Below are 22,619 nucleotides of genomic sequence, written 5' to 3'. Positions count from 1 at the left end.
CGCCATATCACTTACCTGACTAAATATGCCTAGAACAAGTGTCGCAGTGATAAAAGGAGGTATCAGTTTTGATGCCTCGAATGAAGAAAATTGAGCTTTACTGGCGGGAGATATTTTATCCAAGTATTTAAAGGCGCTGGTTTAAACGTATTCGCATCTCGCTAACTTGGCATGAGCATACTGAGGGAGTCTTACCTTATCTGGTTGACCGTGAGCTTCTCGCTCGGGTTGAATAGTAGGCTGAGTTAACCTGAGATCTGGTTAAGCGAGCATCATATTATTACCATTTATCAGTTCAAATTCTTGGGCAGATAAATCTAAGGAAGGCTTGTCCTTTTTCAAACAGTAAGCGATTAAACCACCTAATAAATTAAGCATGAACCCATGAATACTGCGGTGTCTGGAGTGTTCAATGTAAGATATATTTTTTAGCTGGTCATTGACCGTTTCGATAATGAGCCGCTTTTTTAGAATAGCTCTGTCCCAAAGCGATATAAATTTCTTTTTCATGTTTTTGCGTACGGTGGTTATCAGTTCGACTCCTTTATCCATGAGTTCACCTTTGGACCGCATCAATCTGTTAGATATGAAAGGAATTCCAAATTCGGGTGGGGTTTGGACGCTTTGTTTATGGCATGATGAAGGTTTGTTTTGGCTGGTTTATTCGAATGTTGGGTTCCAGTGAATAAACACTTTTGTCTACCTAGCGTCCCTATCAGTTAAAGGTGATTGCACGCCAGCGCCCGCGAGCCCAAGCGAATCCACCATCTTCTGGTATCAATCCGTTTGAATGAGGAATTGCCTCTACTCTAATTATATCACCTTCATTTAGATTGATTGGGTCAGCTGCAGTAAAGTACACTTCGTGATAATCGAGCTCAGTTCTCGGGTTCTGAAAGTTAGCAATAAGCTTATTGTTGATGTAGATATTGTAAAGACTCTCACCATCAAATTCAGAAAGTGTGACTAAACCAATGTTGAACTTGCCTTTTAAACTTGCATCGACAGTGTAGGTAGCAGCCGCGTATTTGTCGCGGTAACCCAAAATAGCTGCATCTATTGCCAACGAATCGGTCTTGCTGTCATCATAAAAAACAGAATGTTTAGTACTTTCAGTTACTAACTGAAAATCCTCATTGGCGAATAGTACGTTCTTTACATGTGCTAACTTACGAATATTCTTCTTATCTGTTAACGGTTTGTCATTAATGAGGTATGCCAAGTTGTTATCTTCACTAAGTTTAATTGGACTCATCTCGTTAGCGTGCGAGCACAGGGAAAACAAGACAGTTAGAATTATACAATAGGCGATGTTCATATCTTTCCTTAAATATAGTATTGAAGTGGAAAATATCGCCATAGATTGACATCAACAACATCTAAAATCATGTGCTATTTTTATCATCTTTATTGCAATATATAGTTTATTTATTCGCTTAGAATTGTAATGATGAAATTAGATTGATATGGGCTGGGATACTACTATCGTATTTTGTTTCTAACAGAGTAAGTTACATGGGCAATTGTATATTCCTGAGTCAATGAAGTACCGAGCTCTGCAGAATTATTATCAAGCTTTGAACATGTTCGTCAGGTACAGTCAGAGCAAATCCAGTACCAAAATGATTTACTAGCACCACTTATTGATAATGGTTCCAATAAGTGTTGTATGGCTTAGCTAACATCTCTGATCGTTCCTATGTACGGCTTCGCTTGGTTCAAACTAATTACCTTCTTCCTGAAACACTTGCTGAAACCAGTGATATGATCAACAACGCGACAGCTTAATTGGAATTTTTAAGCATTATTATATCCAGGAAGGTGTTATTCATGCCAGTGCAGATGGTCAGAAATTCGAGGCTCGGCTTGAAAGCGTAAAAACACGTTATTCCTTTATTAGAAATTAATGTCTCTTTCTGTAGGGCCTGTTGAGAAAGGGATTTCAGGGATTATGTCTTTAGCGGACGGAATGTCCCAGTACCCCAAATTGGAACCTGCTATTTCGGATTAACAGAAAAGGAAGCTGATTCCTTAGTGAAGCCGACTAAAGAAAAAGAGCGAGGAAATTATTACCGTGAAAATTAAATTATTTATTCTAAGTTTGCTGGTTGCTATTGCTAGTTGCCAAAATATTCCACAAAAAAGTATAGATTCTCCTGAGGCAAAACAACCAATTACCTCTACTTCTGGTGTATATGAATATATGCCTCGCAAGTACTTTGGTGCAGTATTAGAGCCTGAAAGTGAAATTATTCACGGGGCAGGTCAGGACGTAGAAAGTTTCAATCATTATTCTTCATTATTTGCTGACGAGCATAAACCGCTTATCTACATGACATATGTCAGTATTAGCAAAGGAAGTGCGGAAGTTGAAAAATGGAAAAATAAGTTAAAAAAAGAAATAGATAGCCAAGTTAAACATAATACCGTGTTGCAAATTGGTTTGAGTTTTACTGGTGGTAATGATAAAGGAAAAGGTCGTGCGGAAGATGCAGCCAGTGGTAAATTCGACGAGGCTATTGACCAAGTTATACAATCACTTATTGAGTTGAATCGTCCTGCGTATTTAAGAATAGGGTACGAGTTTGAAGGTAGTTGGAATGGATATACTCCAAATGCTTATGCCGCTACTTTTAAACGTATAGTGAATAAAGCGAGAGCTCAAGGACTTAAAAAAACAGCCTATGTTTGGTGCTCTGGCGGAGGTTCTGCAAATTTTATCAACTTCGACGAACTTATGAAATATTATCCTGGAGATGAATATGTTGATTGGTGGGGAGTAGATATATTTTCACCAGAAGAAATCACTAATCCTTGGCTTGGTAAATTTTATGCGTTATCCGCAAAACATGGAAAACCGGTGATGATCGGCGAAACAACTCCTCGTCATGTAGGTGTTAACGACGGTAAAAAAAGCTGGGACGCTTGGTACCGGCCATTTTTTAATATGGTTAAACAACATCCTGAAATAAAAGCTATTAGTTATATTAATTGGGATTGGGACTATTGGGCTAAATTTCTAGATTTCCCTTGGCACAACTGGAAAGACGCCCGAATTGAAAAGAATGAATATATTAATAAGCACTATGTTAATGAACTTAAAGATCCTATTTGGTTGCATTCACAGCAAGCTATTAAGCTTGAAATGTCGACCCTTGAAGGGAAGTGAGCTGCATTTTTAATAGTCGGCTAACAAACATTTACTCGTCACTCAGTAACGTTAACCGTAATGGTAAATTGCTAAACGTTTACAACAAACATTTACTTAGAATTACGAATGAATTACGAAGACGAATGAATTACGAATGAATTACGAAGACGAATTACGAAGACAGCCATGTTAATTTCACCTCTTTTTTGAACTGAACTACACTTAACAGGTGTTTTATTTTAGTCCGGTAGGTGGGTTATGCGTATTAACATCAGGAAGATCGCTGAATAACCCGCTATGTCAGGATAGTTGTCGCCTCATTTTTTAATTGGAGACAATAATGCCAGCACATGCAGTCGGTCTAAATGTGGAGAAGGTTATGTCGGCAAAACTTGCCTCTTCTAGCGTGCAGAGCCCCACATTGTTTTTTAATAAATATGTGCTCGGGGATGAATACACGGCAAGATCATGAACGTTTTTTGAACAAAAACAACATTATTTGACGGGCTGCTGTCGCTGTGATCTTATACTCCCTTTTGGGAGACCAACCATGACAATCGATGTATTTGCCCGACACTTCGCTGATGTAAAAGACCCTCGCCAAACCGCGAAAATAAGCTATCCCCTTTACGATGTATTGTTCTTATCTATTTGCGCCATCATCACTGGTTGCGAGGGCTGGGAGGATATTGAAGATTTCGGTAAAGCCAGATTAACCTGGCTACAGGGTTTGGGATTATTTAAAGATGGGTTGCCTGTTCACGATACGATAGCCCGTCTTATTTCAAGGATAGACCCCAGTGCATTGCAATCGACCTTTATTCGCTGGATGAAAGAGGTGGTGAAGCTGAGCGAAGGGGAAGTGGTCGCGGTGGATGGCAAGTGTTTACGCAGCTCATATAATCGTCATGACCGACAATCTGCCATTCACATGGTCAGTGCCTTTGCCACTGCTAATGGCGTGGTTATCGGGCAGACTAAAACCGACGCCAAGTCGAATGAAATCACAGCCATTCCGGATTTACTCAATTTGCTGGATATCAAAGGTTGCCTTATCACCATTGACGCCATGGGATGCCAACATAAAATAACCAAGACCATCATAGATAAAGGGGCGGATTACCTGATTGCGGTCAAAGGCAATCAGCAGCGGTTGTACGATAGCATCAAACAGGCCTTCGCCTGTGCGAATAAAGCATCTACCCTGCATATGGAGAAAGGACATGGTCGGGTTGAAGCCCGTGAATATCACTTGCTAGATGGAGGCGATATCGCCAAGGCATTCCCTGATTGGGCAGGCTTAACGAGCATTGGTATGGCGATAAACTACCAGCATAATGGTCAAAAAGAGTCATTAGAGTACCGCTATTACATTAGCTCTACCCTGCTGACAGCAGAACAATTTGGTAAAGCGGCACGAGGCCACTGGGGTATCGAAAGTAAGTTGCACTGGGTGCTGGACACAGCGATGCGAGAAGATAACTGTCAAATATACCGTGGTGATGGAGCAGAGAATATCGCCCGCCTAAGGCATATCGGGATTAATCTGATAAAAGTTGATACGAGCAGAAAAGCCAGTGTAAGACGTAAACAACGCATGGCTGCAATGGATACTGATTACCTTGAGGCTATATTTTTAGCGGGATCCGAGTTAGTTGAGTGATAATTAGGCATTCACGCTCTTGCCGTGGGGATGAATATGACTATTGTCATACCCTCCAACAGTCTCCTTGCGAGATAAGTTAGATTACCTGCTAGTTGTCTATCTTATCGTCTTCTTTACTGGCTATTTTAAGGCTGTTTTTCCATGTTTATATGTAGTGACTTGGGCTCGCAGCTTGCTGCTGGGAGCGAAAACGCCATAACAAAACGGCGGAGTTAGGTTCATCGAAATGTCTGCAAAAGGCCGATAACTACTAATTTGCTAATGACAAAAATTCCGACATGGAAGACGTTTGCATCTGTTTACCTATCTTTACATTTGAAATTACCCTTTATGATAGTAATAATGCCTGAATTTTTATCTGCCAGTCGATATTGTTGTTTTAGGTAGAGGCTTTCTCTTTATATACTGTTTAATTATTTTTAGCCGATAATGATAATCAAAAACTTCCAGATAAGGTTAATTCAAATACAGGCTTTTTCTGATGATAATTGATTTCGTTTCCGTTTCTTGCACCACTTCTATTGTTTATAAAAAATGAACGATTAATTATTTCCCTATCAGTACTAGCTTTAGAAACCATAAAACTTGTTTTTATGCCTTCGATAAAGCCAGATTCTAGATATAAAGAGAGTTTTCCTTTTCTATCTTTTCTTTCTATTTCATTAACTTCAAATTTATCAACGTAAGATTCATTAACATAGTCAACACCCCAAGCTAAATTTAATGAGGTAATATCTTGACGGAATTTAGCTGAGTATTTAACGGGGATAATTTCGTTATGTGAGCGATATTCGTTAATTATTTCATCATAAAAACTCGTGTCTTTATATTGGTAGTTTAATATCAAGTTACTATTTTTTAATAGTAAATCTAAAGGTAGTGTTAAATCGGCATCAAAGCCAAAAAACTCTGCATCGCCAGCATTTCCTAATGCTTGATCTCCTGAAGGTAATATTATCTTTTCTAGAACATCTTTTTTCCATTCATAAAAAAGTTCAACTTTTAATGCACCTGCGTCACTAAATCGCCAATCATAGCTAAGAGAGGTTCTATTGGTTTGTGTTGGGACTAAATTTGAATTACCTACGGTTACTCTGTCATCAACTGCTTCAGCACTTGATGAAAAGTCACTAAAGTCTAGTTGGTCGACCTTTTTTTCAATTTCAAAAGAAATTATATTATTTATATCTATCTGATAATTCGACACTACTCTAGATTTAATAAAATTAAAGTTTTTTTCTCGTGGATTATCTCCATCCACATTGATCTTAGAAAATTCTGCGGTAATATTGGTATCTAAACTTAATTCTTTGTTTACTTGGTAGGTACTATTAACAAAAATTTCGGCTCTTATTTCAGAAACAACAACGTCAGAATTACTTAATTGTTCTTCAATACCGTTGCTAAATGAATTAACTTTGGTATCAAGACGATTACTCGCTATTTCAAAACCTATTTCAGGCTTGAATTTAGTGTCTAAAACTTTACCTAATGTGCTTCGTATAATCAATTCAGTATTTGTACTGTCATCTTGATAAGAGTCGGAGTAAAGGTTTGTATTTTTTCCTTTTAATAAAGCATAGCTATTTTCTTGGTTTGAATATTTTTCTTTGTCGACTACGCCTAATGTTAGTAAACGCCATTTCCAGTTATTTATTGGCTGAGTCCAATCAAGTGATAATTCGACAAGTTGTTTTTTCTCTCTTTCGGTGAGTAGCCATGTTGTGTCAGTATCATTAATGTTATTTATTGTACGATGTTTGTCTTCATCTTCTATTTCGTTTTCAAATCGGCTATTTAGTACGAATAAACCCTTATCGGTTTTAAGTGATGATTCATTGCTTAATCTTACCCAATCTTTTGAGAACTTTATTTTTTCGTCGGTTTCTGATGTGAGTACTTGTTCAGAAGAAAAATTTTGAAGGAATGACGTTTTGTCTTCTGGATAGTTACCTATGGTCATTTCTGATGATGTTTGCCAATCGCCTAATTGAGTTGCGTAGCTTGCTGTGAGGTCGGGACGTATTCTATTTTCTGGCGTTCGCCTTATTATTACTTTCCATGTGCCACTACTGGTACCTTGCTCGCGTATGATATTAGCAACTAAACTTTGCCCTGAGGCCTCACTCCCTTTGTCATTACCTCCACGAAGTAGCTCTATATACTTTACTTGCCCTGCAGGAATTCGTTTTAACACAGAGTCTAACCCACCAGTTTTTGTTGTAGGTCTAACATTATCGACTAAAACATTACCTGCATTACTACTAAAGCCTCTCGCATTGCCTCCTCCCTCTAAGATAAAGCCAGGAATACGTTGGATCATTTCAAAAGCATTTTGGGCATTATATTGTTCAAAGTATTCTCTTGGATAGGTTGAGGAAGTAGAGTTTGCATCTTCTTTTTCTGCAGCATGTGTTATGCCTATTAAATTTAATATAAAAAAGAATGAAACTAATACTTTTAAAAAAAATATACGATTATTTGTTATCAGAAATTTTTTATAATAATGACTTAAGGGACTCAAAACTTTCTCCATAAAATTAGAATACAGCGCGCGCGTACACAATAATATATATGGCTACACGGTAATGGTCAAATTGAATATAAGATAAGTTTTTATTACTGAATATGATTAAGCTAGTTCTATATATTTTAATAAACATTTGAAAAACTTGAGGTTTTTTTAGTGATAAGTCACACCTATTTTATGAGCTAATCTATTAAGATTATTAACAAAAATATCATAGGGTTAAGTTTTAATGCACACACGCTGCTGAGCTTTCACAACTTAAATTGAAAGAACATTGCTCTATCGAATCATGCTTTAAGCGCATGATATGCATATATTGATAAAAGACTTTTTATATATCATCTTTTGCTTTTGGTATACTAAAAAACTAGCTGTATCTAACCTTTCCAAGCCCACTTCTTACCGTTTTCTAAATAAGTTTTAATAAACATGAGTTATTTGTGACTCATGACTAAAAAGTAAAAATAACTGCCGAAACATGTTCTTAATTAAAACGTTAAGTAGCGAATAGTGAATTATTTACATGGGAGATAACAATGACACACCACTTTAAGAAAAACGACATGATTACCGTTCGTTCAGTAGCGATGACAAATGGTAAAACCCCTGAAAACGACGAAACTTAATTTGCTAGAGGTCGTTGGATCGTATTAGTAATAAACTTGGATGTTAAAGCGAATAAAAAGTACATTAGTATATCCATATCTAGTGGATTTACTATGCCTTCAGCTCATAGTTAAAGACTTAGTACTTATACCAAGTACATTATAATTAATTGACCACTTAGCGATAATTAAAAATCTTGGAGGCCAGACTTTGATAGAATAAAATGGTTATTCATGAGAATAGCTCATTCCTTTTCAAATAATTTTACATCCTTATAGTGTCCTTATCGAAATCAATAACAACACATGTAAACCTTTTAAAATAGTTGTGGGTTAAAATCATCAGGGGCTTTACTTACCTGCTAAGACAATTCTATTTTTTATTCGGCTACCAAATCTACAATTCTATTCTTGTGTGAATTCCTAAAAAGCTTCCTACAAAGCCACCTGCAACTGAGGTACTTAATATTTTTCCGTCGATATTTTGTGCTAAAATTATTTTTTCAGCGTCGCTTAGTTGATAAGAGAAACTTATATCAGCCTTGTCTCCGATAATAGTTAAGGTTAATAACTGCCCTGCTTCGTCTTCTTCACTTGCATTAACTCTAGTATTAATGATCACACTATTAATTTTAATTACGCTACCATTTTTAACTTGTTCAATAAATAATTCATAACCTTGATTTACTTTTTTTACCGCAAAATAATAATGATATTTTTCATTTTGAAAAGCAACAATACCCGCAGAAATACGCTCAGATTCTGGCAACACTAAAGCCGTAGAAGCTTGATAAGTCATGTGTTGTTGGCGACGAGCTATAAACCTGGGTTGCTGTAATGACGCAAGTGTAATAGCGGCAGGTTTTAGGTGAATTTTCCCTGACGCTATTGCATACCAATCATTATTCACGCTACGCAATAAACTCCAATGAGGGCTTAACCTATGAGTTTCAGTGCTAGAAGAGTCAAAATCATCACGCCAAGTAAAATTTCCCGTTAAGGCTTCAGTTTGTAATTGAGGTGTTTGATTATCAAGAACAATAACAGGCTTGTTTAATTGCTTTGGTATTTCAATACCTTGATCAAGAATCACTGGCCAGTTATCTTGCCAAGTTACCGGTAATAAAAACGTTTCACGACCCGTATTATAATAGGTTTTATCGTACGCACGGGTTGCTAGAAATACTGCCCACCATTGCCCTGTTGCCGTTTGTATTAAATCAGCATGGCCTGCGGTGGTGATGGGATTGTCGCGGTTAATGTCTAAATCACGTTGAGTTAAAATGGGGTTATAAGCATAAGGTTCAAAAGTTTGACTTAAACTTTTTGTTCTAAAAATCACCTCTGAATGATCGTAAGCGGTGCCGCCTTCTGCACACATTAAATAATACCAACCATTAATTTTATAAACATGAGGTGCTTCAATCCAAATAGGTTGTTTGCTTAAATCAGCTCCGCCATTGACGATAACGCGACCTGAATTTTTAACAACTTGTTTGGCTTCCATGTCATATTCCCATTGCCAAATGGCGCGATGTCCTTCATATAAAGGCGCTCCAATAGGTTCACCATTATGCGTAATATAAACCTTGCCGTTATCATCAAAAAATATGTCGGGATCAATACCGGCAATTCCAGGCAACCAATAGGGTTCAGACCATTCACCTGCGGGATCTTCTGCGGTAACAAAAAAATTACCGCCTGAGTCAACCGCGGTAGTGATCAAATAAAATAAACCATCATGATAACGAATTGTTGGTGCGTAAATTCCTCTAGAGACTGTTAATCCACTATGATTAATCTGATTTTTTTGTGTTAACGCATGGCCAATAAGCGCCCAATTAACTAGGTCTTTACTGTGTAAAAGTGGCACCCCGGGGGTGTATGAAAAAGAAGAAACCGCCATGTAATAATCATCACCTTTTCGGGTAATACTGGGATCAGGATAAAATCCTGCCACAATGGGGTTTTGAAATTGACCTTCAGGTAATTTATCAGTAAAAAACGCATCATTACCTTGATATTCAAACCAGTCAAATGCGACGGTTTTATCTACCAAAATTTCTTTTTTATCATCATATATTTGACGATTAGAACTTTCTATCGTGCTTTCATCAGAGCAAGAGGATAAATTAACTAATAAAGCAGCACTGAATAATAAAGATAATAGGTACTTTTTTTTCATATAAAGACTCGTTTTTTAAAGTAGGGTTAGATAATAAGATAAAAATTTATAACTGTTTCTTCATTTGCATTACCAATCGTTTCTACAAGGTAGTTTTGACTCCATAACTTTCCACCCATAAAGTATTTTTTCATTTCAGAATACATCCTGAAAAACTCACAAGCTGTAAGACTTATATTATCTAATGCCGCATTGGCTTTTATGAATTGCTACCGTTTAACGACTAAATTTAGATCTAAAAAAAGAGCTAAAAGATAAATCTGTTAGCTCTTTTTCATTAATAGTATTTAACTGTAATTAAACATTAAAGTAGATGTAAATCCGTAATCAATAATGAATAATCAAAGTTAATATATATATTATTCCGCCAATGTTACCGAAATATCATCAACATAAAAATCAACTGTTGTTTCACTTCCTTCAACATAAAGGTTAGCAGAGTTTGCTACAGTTGTTATCGTATGCGTGTAAGTACCTGTTAGTTCAACCCAATCACCTGCACTTACTGTTACAGGAGCAGTCATTTCAAGGTATTCAGTGGTACCGTCACCTGCACCGTGGTTTATTTCTAGAGTTAGCTTCATGCTAGGTGTAACTGTACTAGCATCATCAGATAACTTAACCCATGCAGAAACGTTATAACTTTCACCAGCTGTGAATAAGCCTACAACACTTTTTGATATACCTTGCCAATTAGCCGTACGTCCTACAACTAAAGCGCTATTATTACCAGCGTGTGCTTCGGTAGTTTCTAACGTTACTGTTGCATCTCCTCGCGATCCCCATGAATCAAGATCAGTTTCAAAGTTTGTATTAAAGAATGAAGTTACTTCTGGATCTGGAGTAGGAATAAAATTAGCTTCTTCTAATGCATCAGCAAAACCTTGTAATGCTGGCTTAGGAGTAAAATCATCATTAAACAATAATGGCCATTCTATTGTAGGTTCAGGAAAGCTTTGTAACCAACTATCTGCATCAATGATTCCCCAAACAGTAATACCACCACGTTGATCTTCAGGAACAATGTCTAAATATGCTTCAACAATGTCATGATAATATTCCTTTTGTTCCTCAGCTCTTGCACTTGTTAGGGTAGTAAAATCAGTACCATTTTCATTGTTCATACGAACATCAAGTTCGGTGATTTTCAGTTTGATTTTTGGGCGAATATCTACCACTTTCTGAAATTGAGCTCTGATTGTCGAAATATCAGGGCTATTAACTGAAATATGTGATTGGAAACCAATACCATCAATCGGTACACCATCAGCTTGCATATTATTAACCATAATAATAACAGCGCCTAATTTATCGCTACTCCAAATAAGGTTGAAATCGTTGTAGTATAAATCAGCATCGGGATCTGCAGCTCTTGCTGCTGTAAATGCTAATGGTATAAATTCTTCACCAATATTTTCATACCAAACAGATGCATCATCGCTAAGAGTAGTCGTTTTTGCACCTCGGTATTGTCCATTATCCATAAAGGCTTCATTAACAACATCCCAGCTAGTAACTGTATCGCTATCACCTGCTTCTTCAAAATGAGTTGCTACTTGTGTTACATGATTTTTCATCATGGTTATCCAATCAGCTTTCTCACCTACAAAGTTTTTCATCCAATCTGCTATTTGTGAATGCCAAACTAATACATGACCATGTACCGTTAGTGAATTGTCTTTTGCATACTGAACAAGTTCATCAGAATCATCATAGAAAAACACTCCTTCCTGTGGTTGCAAAGAGGCTTGCTTCATAATATTTTCAGCAGATAACTGATTGAAATATTGTTGAATAACAGTTTTAGATTCAGGTGAGTTTATTATACTGTTAGAATTACCACCAGCCGGAACAGCTACACCAATGTTTAAACCAGGTGCTAATGCTTTTAGGCTAGTCGCCGTCACTACAGAAAATTCTTCTGGAACTTCAGGCGCGGGAGCTTCAGGTTCTGGAATTACAGATACGTTATCTGGAAATTCTACATCTTTTGGATGATCCTCTATCCCACATGCTGTCAATAGTGACATGAGTGTCACTGTACTTGCCGAGCGAATTAATAATTTTTTCATTTTACTTTTCCTCTTAAGTTAGCAAGAAAATGAGTCGTTAAATACGAAAATCCCTCTAGTTGACTTCATTTTAATCTACGTTTTTATTTTTATGATGTTAATTGCAGTAACACTTTTTTAAATCGAAAATAATTACTATTACCATGCAAAGTTAGCGCTACCATTCCTACATACCGACACCTTGTTCAAAAACCGCTGGATGCATTCTGAGAGAGCACTTATTAATATGGATTGATATTAACCAAAGCCCATATTAATTTTGAATAGCCGCACTGGTGACTGAAATGCCCAGTGTTTATAGATGAATGATTTATTTATTGTTTAACTGTTTTTTGCTCTGGTGAATCTATTCAAACTTACAGGTTCATTTTTACTAGTAGACAATACGTGATTTAATGATCTCACTAAAATAAAAAGGGAGAGGTTAATCTCTCCCTTTTTATATATAAGTTTAAAATAAGTTTAAATTAAAATTTATAAGTTAATCCTAGTTGTATACGACGATCATTCAAGAAGCTAGAACGTTGGTAACGAGTACCAGCTGCGTCAACCTGTGTTTCTGACTTGTTCTTCTCATCAGTGATGTTGGCAATTAGAAAATTCGCCGTTAGATTGTCACTAAAGTGATATCTAACAGACGCATCATAAAATCCAGTGGGTTTTTGGAAAACTGGGTTACCCGTTACAAAGTCACGATATGAATTCAGATACTCTGAACGATAGTTATAAATTAAACGCACTTCTAACGCATCATCTTGATAAATACCAATTAGGTTACCTGTATGCTCTGATTGTCCAAGCAGATTATCTAAACCGAAACGGAAAGTAGTATCAGCCGAATCAGGTACTCCATCGTCATCAATATCTAAAAACTGTGGCGGTGGTGTTGCCGACGCGTCAACAAAGGTGTAGTTGGCTTGAATACCAAAATTTGCCCATATGCCCGGTAACCCAGTAAAGAAATCTTGATAAGCGACTTCAAAACCTGAAATTTCAGCTTCGGCTAAATTAATTTTACCGCTGTAGTTAACATTAACTTGTGTGTTGTCTAGTTTAATAGTGTCAACTGGTTGTAAGCCATCTTGCACGATGTTTTTAATATCTTTTTTAAACACACCAAAGGTAACAAAGCCTGTTTCGAAGTACCATTCATATGAAAGGTCAAAGCTATTCGCTGTAGTCGCTACAAGGTCTGGATTACCGCCCTCAATGCGGATATTTTGTAAGGTGCCATTTACTAAAGGACGAGGAGGCCTAGGAGTCCCGTCATCAGGAATAAAATCCGGGTCACCAGGAAGAGGATTCTGGAAACGCTCAACACTCGTCTTGGCATCTATTGTCTGAGTCGCACTAAGGTCTGACATGTTTGGACGAGTAACCCCTTTGCTCGCGCCAAAACGGATGAGCATATCGTCGTTAAGGTTCAATTTAACATTTAATGAAGGTAACCAATGCTCATCTTTTACGTTAACTCTTCGTACAGAGTCTGCTGTTTGTAAATATGCTTCTGTCTCAGGCAAAAAGTCATTGATTTCATCGCGATCTTCCACTTCTTGCGTGTAAAGTGGATATTCCTCGGGATCGTCAAGCTCTTGTCTATCTTCGCCGAATTGGTTATAGCTAAGCCTCCCATTTGAACCCAATGTGTTTTTAACATAACGTAAACCTACATTACCTTCTAACCACATTCCGTTGTCAAATTCTTGTGCAAATTTTACCATGGCATACAAATTGATTGTTTCTTCAACAACATCTGCAATACCGCCTGGCGCATAAATTTTAGTATAGTTTCCATCCCTAGTGCGACGCAGTAGGTCCGCATCAGGTGGGGTTTCAGGATTAAGATCAGTATCAGCCGCGAAGGGCGAATAGATTGATGTTGCGAAATCAGGCTCAGCCTGTAAGTAATCGTAGAATAACGCTGGGTTACGCAACAGGTCAGCACTAGCATAAAGTAGTGTGGTATTTTCACCACCTACCACACCACCACGGTAGAAATCACTGAAATCGACTTCATCGTAAATATTTTTGTCTAACGAATTTAAAGGCGCTACGCCCCCGTTCCATAATGGGGTGACGCCTTTCCAGTTGCTATCTGCTTCTTTGTTGATTTGTTCACGCTCAGAGTAGCGTGCGCCCATTTTGACAGACTGAAACCAACCGTCTGAGTTGTCAAATTCATATTCAACGTCAAGCTTAGCCGCCTGTAAATCGCCTTCGCCTTCTTTGAATGAGTCGTTTGCAAAACCAACATAAGAACCAGAAGGGTCTGCCGGACTAGTAGGCGCTACGTACGGAACTTGAACCGTGCCACCGTCTCGGCGGTTACCTTCATTGAGGTTAGTACGTGGATCAACAGAAAATTCTAAATATGGGTTATCTAAACTAGGACGAGAAAATACGTTTAAGAATGTATTTACACCAATCCATTGTTCTTCGAAAGACGCTTCGGCCGTTGTTCTATGGGCATCAAATTCAACAATCAATCGGTCGGTAGCACGCCATTTTACGTTAACACTGACATCATCAGTTTTTGAATATTCTTGTTTACCTATGCCTAGGTTAGACACTCGCAATCCGTACGCGCCAGCCCAGCTTCTAAAATCATCTGTTATCAGGCCTTCTTCCATTAAACCACCTGTAACGGGGATTAGCTCGTCACATTCGCCAGCAGGATCTTCGTTGCTCCCATTACATTTAGGAATCCCATCTGACGTAAAGGGTGACACAATCAAATCACTAATCTCTACCCCTCCAGATCTCACTGTCTCAGCGTCAGCATACCACTCAGAGGTGCGTTCAAGACCATTTATCTCATTTTCTACGGTTACGTATTTAACCAATACTTCAACACTGTCGTCAGCACTGCGCCATTGTCCTGCAAGGTAGATACTTTCTCTGTCGCGATCAACTTCGTTTGTGCGTAAATTGAAACCAGGTGCTAGGGCGACAGTGCCTACAGGGTCAGTTACCCCTTGACCCTCAGCAAAACTAGAGGCCGGTATATTATCGCGAGGAACAAGCGAACCTGCTTGGTAACCATTAATGTCTGACTGTAATTCAGATGAAGAATATGAGCCTACAAATCCAAACTTGCCGTTATCGGTATCAAAGTTTTTACCAAATATACCGCTAAATGTCGGGCTCCATTCTTCGCGTATATCAGTATAAACAGTATCAACAGAAATTTGCGCTACACCGTCTTCATTATCGAATGGTGCAAGTGTTTGTAGGTTAATTGTTCCACCAATACCGCCCTCAATAAGGTCGGCTTGTTGGTTTTTGAATACATCTACACGGCCAATAAGCTGTGGAGGCACTGCCGACCAATCTAAAGCTCTGCCTCCGTTTGCTGAAAACGCATCGCGTCCGTTAAATTCTGAACGAATAAAACCAAGACCACGAATTAAGTTACCTGAACCTTCTGGAGAAGGAAAATCGCCCGCAGTTCCACCAGCGGTAAAACGAGAAACAGTAAGACCTGGTATACGCGAAAGAGCCTCAGCAACTGACAAGTCAGGAATGGCAGCTGCGTCAGATGCGGTAATTGAGTCGACAAATGTTGATGATTCACGTTTAATTTCAGCTGCGACGGCTAGTGCACCACGAATACCGGTAACTGCGATGACTTCAACCGCTTCTTCGGCGGCTACTGCAGCTTCTTCTTCTTCGCCAACACTTTGTGCGACGGCATATTGACTTGTGGCTGCTGTGAGAAGAGCTGTCGTGCCAAACATGGCTGCTCTTACAGAGGCGCTTAGAAAAGTTTTTCTTTGCAAGCTCATTGTGTATTCTCCTAGTTATGTGTTTTCTACGCCAAATTCGACGTGTTCTTAGCTATATTCCTTTGGGTTAGTGGTTCAAAATACTTCGACCATTGACCTGATATAAAAACTCGTTATTTTTATAATTCGCGATTTTATTGACAATATATTATATGTTAGCGTTAACATTTCATTAATAACATCATGTCGTATTTATTTACAATTTTTTTTTAAGTTTGCGGTATTTATGAAAGCGAAAGTGAAATTAGGTAATAAAAAACAGGTCGAATTATGCACTTATGTATAGTGGGAGGAGGCTCTGCTGGATGGATGACAGCGGCAGCACTTGCAAAAAAATTTTCAAGACAAAAACTTCAAATTACCCTGGTCGAATCCCAAGAGATTGGTACCGTTGGAGTCGGAGAAGCCACTTTGCCGCATATAAGATTCTTCAATCAAACGCTTGGCATAGACGAGCGTGATTTTATGCGTAAAACCAAAGCAACATTTAAACTAGGCATCGAGTTTGTTGACTGGGGAAGCAAGGGACAGAGTTATATTCATCCTTTTGGTGACTTTGGCGAAAAAATAAATTCAGTCGACTTTTATCAGTATTGGTTGTTAGCTCAAAAAAATAATGACATTGGTAGATTAGAGGACTATGCATTTGGTATTGCCGCCGCAAAATCCAACAAATTCACTATACCAGAGGTGGGAGCACCAGATTTAAAAAACTCCTTTGGTTATGCCTATCAATTTGACTCAAGCCTGTATGCGCAATACTTACGCGAATTTTCATGCAAACTCGGGGTTAATAGAATAGAAGGAAAAATTGTTAACACCTCGTTAAACGAAATAAATGGAAACATTTCAGAATTAACGATGGAGAATGGCCAACGCGTTAGCGCCGACCTATTTGTTGATTGTTCAGGTTTTCGTGGTTTGCTGATTGAGCAAAGTCTAAAATCTGGCTACCAAGACTGGTCTAGTTGGTTACCATGTGACCGAGCCATTGCTGTGCCTTGTGAAAGTGCAGAGCAGTTAAATCCTTTTACGCGCTCAACAGCTAAAGAAGCAGGTTGGATATGGCGAATTCCGTTACAGCATCGCACTGGAAATGGTCATGTGTATTGCAGTCAGTTTATTAGTGACGACGCAGCTCAAAACTCACTTTTAGAGCAATTGGATGGCAAGGTGTTGGCTGAGCCTCGCAAACTTAAATTTAAAACAGGCCGTAGAAATCACTTTTGGAAAAACAATGTTATTGCTATCGGGTTGTCGGCAGGTTTTTTAGAGCCACTCGAATCAACATCCATTCACTTAATTCAAGAAGGCATTACTAAGTTAATCGAGCTGTTCCCCGCGTTTGATGATCAACAAAACACCTCGGATACACTGATAATAGATGAACTAGATATTACGGAATACAATGCTCAGATGAGCTTAGAATATGAGCGTATTCGAGATTTTCTATTATTACACTATGTTGCAAATGACCGCAGTGATAGCCCTATGTGGGCATATTTTAAAAATATGACACTACCAGATAGCCTGCAAGAAAAACTAGATCCGTGGATGCATCGAGCCTACATTCAACGCTATGAAATAGGCGCGTTTTTGCCACCAAGTTGGGTTGCAGTTTTGCTTGGACAAAACTTGATACCGCATAATGTCGATCCTAGGGTGCAAGCGTTTGGGTCTAATCATATACGTTCTAAAGCAAATGCGATGCGCGAAGATATCAAGCTAGGTTTACATCAGGCTGAAGAACATCAGGCTTTTTTGAATCGCTATTTATCATGACTTTGCCGATGCATCGTAAGGAATGCTGTAAATGAATAAAAATGAAGTGCACAAGGACAACTCCGTTAATATACCGAATCCGAAAAACCTAGATATCGTGATATATGGCCACAGCATTGTTGCTTTTATATCAGCCCTGACAATCCATAACGCACTTGCAGATCACGTTACGCTTTCCCTGATATTACCTGCTGATCAGGCGCATAGCGATATCTTGTATGGTGGTACGAGTACGCCTGATGCTTATAACCTGCATTTGGCAATGGATATTTCTGAGGCGGAGTTATTTCAACAAACCAACTCAAGTTTTTCGTTTGGAACGCATTATCAAAATTGGACTGGAGAAAAACTTGACTGGGTGCAAGCGTTTAGTTTGCCGTTTACTTCGAAGTACGGTATGGACTTCCACCAGGTCTTGTTAAAACACAAACAGGACTTGCAAACCTACTTAGTTGGGGCCCAGTCAGCTTTACAAGACAAGTTTGCTCACCCACCGCAAAATCAACCGGCATCGCCATTGTCTAGGGCTGAATATGGGTATAATTTTGATTATCAAAATTACGCCTTGTTTATGCTAAATAAGATTAAGCAGAGAAATATAAGACTGATTCAATCAGATCTTTTAGAAGCCAATGTTGCGGATGAGCATATTACTAGCTTGCGACTAAATGATGACTCGTGCATTAAGGCCGATTTATTCATTGACTGTTCGGGCACTGACGCTAAATTAATGAGCGCTTTGGGCGTAAAAAAACGAGTGCACTCGCAAATAAACCTTTCGTTATTAACTAACGAAAATGACGCACAGATGAAACCATGTAACATAGTATCGGGACATGTGAATGCTTGGCAGTCGACGCTTTACTTACAAAATTCTAGTCAGATATTGCAAGCGGCTAGTACTGTAGATAGCGCTGGAAATAGTGCTAAAGAGACGTCTGCAGAAAATAAAAGTTCTGCCAACACAATTGCATCAATAAGGGCTGATATTGGTGAACAAGAGCGAGCTTGGGTAGGTAATTGTGTTGCAATCAGCCTGAGTGCAGCTGTTCTTGAGCCATTTTCAAATGTGCCGTTTAGATTGCTTAAGCTTGATATCGAGCGCCTTCTACAGCTAATTCCTATCTCGAATAATATGCGCATGGAACAAAAAGAGTACAATCGGCGCTATAGGTTGGACGTTCAACACGCCAAACTATTTAACTTGGCATTGACCGATACAAGGCATTTTTTGCGACATGAGCATTCCACTCAGAATCAGGTTCTTGATAGTGATACACAAGCATTACTTGATAGAAAATTAGCACAATATTTGCACCGTGGATTAATGGTTGCCTACGACTTTGAGCCCTTCAATACCGAAGATTGGATAATACTTCACTTTGGTATGCGGCGTTTTCCAAGACGCCTCGATAGTCAATGCGACAACATCGATAATTCAAATGTTAAACAGCACTTATTGCATACAAAAAATGCAATAGCAGCCATTGTGCCCAAAATGCCACCCAGTTCACTATATACACAAAAGTTTTTGAATTATTTAAAGAGGCAATCATGAGTCAGTCATCTACCAATCGTATCCGCAAAATTGTTATCGCTGGCGGCGGAACCGCAGGTTGGATGTCTGCGGCGGCGCTGGCAAGTATGCTAAGACCTGATGACGTACAAATTGTACTAGTAGAATCTGAAGAAATTGGCACGGTTGGAGTAGGTGAAGCGACCATTCCGGATATTATAAGCTTCAATCGCATGTTGGGCATTGATGAAGCGGAATTTTTAAAGGCAACCAACGGTACTTTTAAGTTGGGAATAGAGTTTAGTGATTGGGGTAAACTTGGAGATAAATTTTTTCATCCATTTGGTAACCATGGCGCAGACATGAACGGTATTGATTTCCATCAATATTGGCTGCATACAAGGCAAGCGGGTAACACCAATAGTTTGGAAGAATATAGCATGTGTGCGGTAGCGGCTAAAAGTATGAAGTTTGCGCTACCTAACGATAATCCTCGGTCGCTTTTATCGCAAATTGGTTATGCCTACCATTTTGATGCCACTGCATACGCTTTGTTTCTAAGAAACTACGCCCAAAAGCGCGGCGTAATACGAATCGAAGGGCGTATCGATCAAGTTTTGCTTAATGAGCAAACTGAAAATATTTCTGCACTTGTCATGCAAAACACTGAGCGGGTTGAGGGGGATTTCTTTTTTGATTGCACGGGTTTTAAGTCTAAGTTGTTAGGCCAAACACTTGGCGTACCTTTTCACGATTGGACAAAGTGGCTGCCATGCAACAGTGCTCAAGCAGTTGCAAGTAAACGTCAAGGTGAATTACTACCTTACACTAAGTCGATGGCCAAAACCGCTGGTTGGCAATGGCGTATTCCGACTCAGCATAGGACTGGAAACGGCCATATTTATAGCACTGATTTTATGGATGATCAGCAAGCTACAGATTTACTTATGCAAGGACTTGATGCCCCCGCACTTTCTGATCCACGTACCCTAAGATTTACGACTGGGTGTAGAGATAAATTCTGGCATAAAAACTGTGTGTCAATTGGTCTTGCTAGCGGTTTTTTAGAACCTTTAGAGTCGACTTCTATTTTCTTAATACAGCAGGGGATCAGCCGCTTTATTGCGTTATATCCGTCTTTAACGCCGGCCGCTAAGGTAGTAGAAGAATACAACCGTTTAATGACCCGCGAATTTCATCAAGTCAGAGATTTTATTATATTGCATTACAAAGCCACACAACGCACAGATAGCGAGTTTTGGCGCTATTGTAAAAACATGTCGATACCTGACTCTTTGCAACACAAAATGGAGTTATTTCAGTGCGCTGGACGAGTATTCAGAGATGATCACGAGTTATTTTCAACTTCTAGCTGGGTAGCCGTGATGTTGGGTCAAAATATTTATCCTGAAACAGCAGACCCAATGTTGCTTGGTGTGCCTATACAAAACATTGAACAGAGCTTACAAAGTATGCAAAGTGCAATGCAACAAACAACCTTGAAAATGCCAACACATGCCGAGTTTATAAAAAACTATGCTGGCTCTTCGATTTAAATTCTAATTTTAAGCTGGTAATTAAATAGGTAATTTTATGCAAGGTATGGACGTTAAAGATGTCGTCATAGTCGGTGGTGGAACTGCAGGGTGGATGTCGGCAGCAGGAATGTCGAAACTACTGGGTAGTAAAAAAATAAATATACGAGTAATTGAATCTGAATCGATAGGCACAATAGGCGTGGGTGAAGCCACCGTTCCGCATATTCAGTATTTTAATCGGCTGTTAGGTATTGATGAAAACAGCTTTATTAAAAAAACAAATGCGACCTTCAAACTCGGTATCGAGTTTGTTGACTGGCATAAACTTGGTGAGTCTTATTTTCATTCATTTGGCCCTTATGGTTTGGATATGGAAGGTATTCATTTTCATCATATGTGGTTACGCCAACACAAAGCGGGTACTGCCAAACCAATCGACGATTTTAACCTACAGATTCAAGCAGCCAAGGCAGGCAAATTCATGCGTGCACGTCCTGAGTTGCAGGGTAGTCCACTGAGTGCGCTTTCGTATGCGTTTCAATTTGACGCGGCGTTATATGCGGCCTTTTTACGGGATTTTTCCGAAAAGAATGGGGTCACTAGAACCGAGGGTAAAATTGTTAACGTCACACAAGCAGCCAATACCGGTCACATTGAATCAGTCACATTGGATGATGGCGAATGTATTAAAGGTGACTTGTTTATTGATTGTTCGGGCTTTAAGGGCTTATTGATCGAAGAAACGTTAAAGACTGGATATGATGACTGGTCACATTACTTGCCCTGTGATAGTGCTGTCACGCGCCTGAGCGAGCGAATGGTCGAGCTTCCTCCATATACACGAGCGACTGCTAAAACGGCAGGTTGGCAGTGGCGTATTCCACTGCAATCGAGAACGGGAAATGGCTATGTGTACTCTAGTCAATTTTTAAGCGACTTTGATGCAATCGAAAGCCTAAATAAAGACCTTGATACTCCGCCAATCTCTGAACCCCGTCAGTTGAAGTTTAAAACGGGTTTTAGAAAGCAGCCGTGGAACAAAAATGTGGTTTCGATTGGTCTTTCTTCGGGATTTTTAGAGCCTCTTGAATCAACATCGATTCACTTAGTACAAACCGCTATTGCAAGACTAATGACTAACTTCCCAGATATGTCATTTAATCAACCGGATATTGATTACTATAATGAGCGTACCAAGACTGAGTATATGCAAATTAGAGATTTCTTAATTCTGCATTATAAAGCGACTACACGGGACGATAGCCCTTTTTGGACCTACGTACGCGAAATGGATATTCCAGTCTCGTTAGAGAAGCGCATCGCTATTTATAAGGAAAACGCGCGCTTATATAGCGAAGACAAAGTGTTATTTAATCACAGCAGTTGGTTTGCAGTATTTAATGGTCAAGGTATTCACCCACAACGTTATCATCCTATCGCCAATTTTCTAGAGGAAAAAGAGATGGAAAGGCGTATGACAGAAATTCATACTGTGACACAAAAATGCTTAAGCATCATGCCGTCACATGAGGGATTTTTGGAGAAACTGCCTTAGTTTTATTTATAAAAATAGAACTAAGGCTTGGAATAAACAGAATGGAGAACCTGATGAAGGCTCGTTTTTATCTCTAGTCATTGAACCCAGTGTTGATTGATAATTTATTCAACACGACTCATTCCTTTAGAAGGAACAAGCAGCCTTAATATCGTTATCAACATTTCACATTGATATGGGTATAAACCTACCAAGCTAGCCCAGCTACATTCCACTAATTACCGCCACCTAGTT

Annotated in this window: 12 protein-coding genes and 1 pseudogene; 6 read left to right on the top strand and 7 right to left on the bottom strand. The window is 38.9% G+C overall.

The window, feature by feature from the left end; all coding sequences use genetic code 11:
* Positions 1 to 261: 261 nt before the first annotated feature.
* Both AC3RV5_RS20125 and AC3RV5_RS20120 read right to left on the bottom strand, forming a co-directional pair.
* Positions 262 to 558: pseudogene (locus tag AC3RV5_RS20125) on the bottom strand (transposase); the annotation flags it as partial.
* 157 nt (positions 559 to 715) lie between these two features.
* Positions 716 to 1,318 carry a hypothetical protein gene (locus tag AC3RV5_RS20120; RefSeq protein ID WP_489729351.1) on the bottom strand — a complete coding sequence of 201 codons (603 nt, stop codon included), beginning with the start codon at positions 1,316 to 1,318 and terminating at the stop codon, positions 716 to 718.
* 756 nt (positions 1,319 to 2,074) lie between these two features.
* On the opposite strand from AC3RV5_RS20120, the gene AC3RV5_RS20115 reads away from it, so the two are divergent.
* Together AC3RV5_RS20115 and AC3RV5_RS20110 are read left to right on the top strand one after the other, a co-directional pair.
* Positions 2,075 to 3,169, top strand: a complete 1,095-nt coding sequence (locus tag AC3RV5_RS20115; protein WP_489729350.1) for a glycoside hydrolase family 26 protein — start codon at positions 2,075 to 2,077, stop codon at positions 3,167 to 3,169.
* Positions 3,170 to 3,701: 532 nt separating this feature from the next.
* Positions 3,702 to 4,814: an ISAs1 family transposase gene (locus tag AC3RV5_RS20110; RefSeq protein WP_489728402.1), complete on the top strand. Its 1,113-nt coding sequence runs from the start codon at positions 3,702 to 3,704 to the stop codon at positions 4,812 to 4,814.
* Positions 4,815 to 5,253: 439 nt separating this feature from the next.
* Here AC3RV5_RS20110 and AC3RV5_RS20105 read toward each other — a convergent pair whose 3' ends face one another.
* The 5 genes from AC3RV5_RS20105 to AC3RV5_RS20085 all read right to left on the bottom strand — a co-directional run bounded on the left by AC3RV5_RS20105 (position 5,254) and on the right by AC3RV5_RS20085 (position 15,994).
* The gene (locus AC3RV5_RS20105) at positions 5,254 to 7,341 is read right to left on the bottom strand and encodes a TonB-dependent receptor plug domain-containing protein (RefSeq protein WP_489729349.1); all 2,088 of its coding nucleotides are present in this window, start codon (positions 7,339 to 7,341) and stop codon (positions 5,254 to 5,256) included.
* 1,008 nt (positions 7,342 to 8,349) lie between these two features.
* A complete protein-coding gene (locus tag AC3RV5_RS20100) occupies positions 8,350 to 10,137 on the bottom strand; it encodes a glycoside hydrolase family 43 protein (protein WP_489729348.1) in 1,788 nt (595 codons plus the stop codon).
* A 26-nt stretch (positions 10,138 to 10,163) separates the two neighbouring features.
* Entirely contained in the window at positions 10,164 to 10,256 is a 93-nt protein-coding gene (locus AC3RV5_RS20095; protein WP_489732220.1) for a hypothetical protein, read from the bottom strand.
* A gap of 240 nt (positions 10,257 to 10,496) precedes the next feature.
* Positions 10,497 to 12,209 (bottom strand): endo-1,4-beta-xylanase, encoded by a 1,713-nt coding sequence (locus AC3RV5_RS20090; RefSeq protein WP_489729347.1) that lies wholly within the window; start codon positions 12,207 to 12,209, stop codon positions 10,497 to 10,499.
* Between the two features lie 467 nt (positions 12,210 to 12,676).
* Positions 12,677 to 15,994: a TonB-dependent receptor gene (locus AC3RV5_RS20085; RefSeq protein WP_489729346.1), complete on the bottom strand. Its 3,318-nt coding sequence runs from the start codon at positions 15,992 to 15,994 to the stop codon at positions 12,677 to 12,679.
* A 309-nt stretch (positions 15,995 to 16,303) separates the two neighbouring features.
* On the opposite strand from AC3RV5_RS20085, the gene AC3RV5_RS20080 reads away from it, so the two are divergent.
* The 4 genes from AC3RV5_RS20080 to AC3RV5_RS20065 are packed head-to-tail and all read left to right on the top strand — an operon-like array spanning position 16,304 to position 22,385.
* Positions 16,304 to 17,776 (top strand): tryptophan halogenase family protein, encoded by a 1,473-nt coding sequence (locus AC3RV5_RS20080; protein ID WP_489729345.1) that lies wholly within the window; start codon positions 16,304 to 16,306, stop codon positions 17,774 to 17,776.
* 31 nt (positions 17,777 to 17,807) lie between these two features.
* A complete protein-coding gene (locus AC3RV5_RS20075) occupies positions 17,808 to 19,334 on the top strand; it encodes a tryptophan 7-halogenase (RefSeq protein ID WP_489729344.1) in 1,527 nt (508 codons plus the stop codon).
* Entirely contained in the window at positions 19,331 to 20,848 is a 1,518-nt protein-coding gene (locus AC3RV5_RS20070) for a tryptophan halogenase family protein (protein WP_489729343.1), read from the top strand. Before AC3RV5_RS20075 ends, AC3RV5_RS20070 begins: the two co-directional genes overlap by 4 nt.
* Positions 20,849 to 20,885: 37 nt before the next feature.
* A complete protein-coding gene (locus tag AC3RV5_RS20065; protein WP_489729342.1) occupies positions 20,886 to 22,385 on the top strand; it encodes a tryptophan halogenase family protein in 1,500 nt (499 codons plus the stop codon).
* Positions 22,386 to 22,619: the final 234 nt, after the last annotated feature.

It is taken from the genome of Paraglaciecola sp. IT1134 (assembly GCF_058068185.1).
This window is presented reverse-complemented; position numbering and strand designations above follow the sequence as displayed.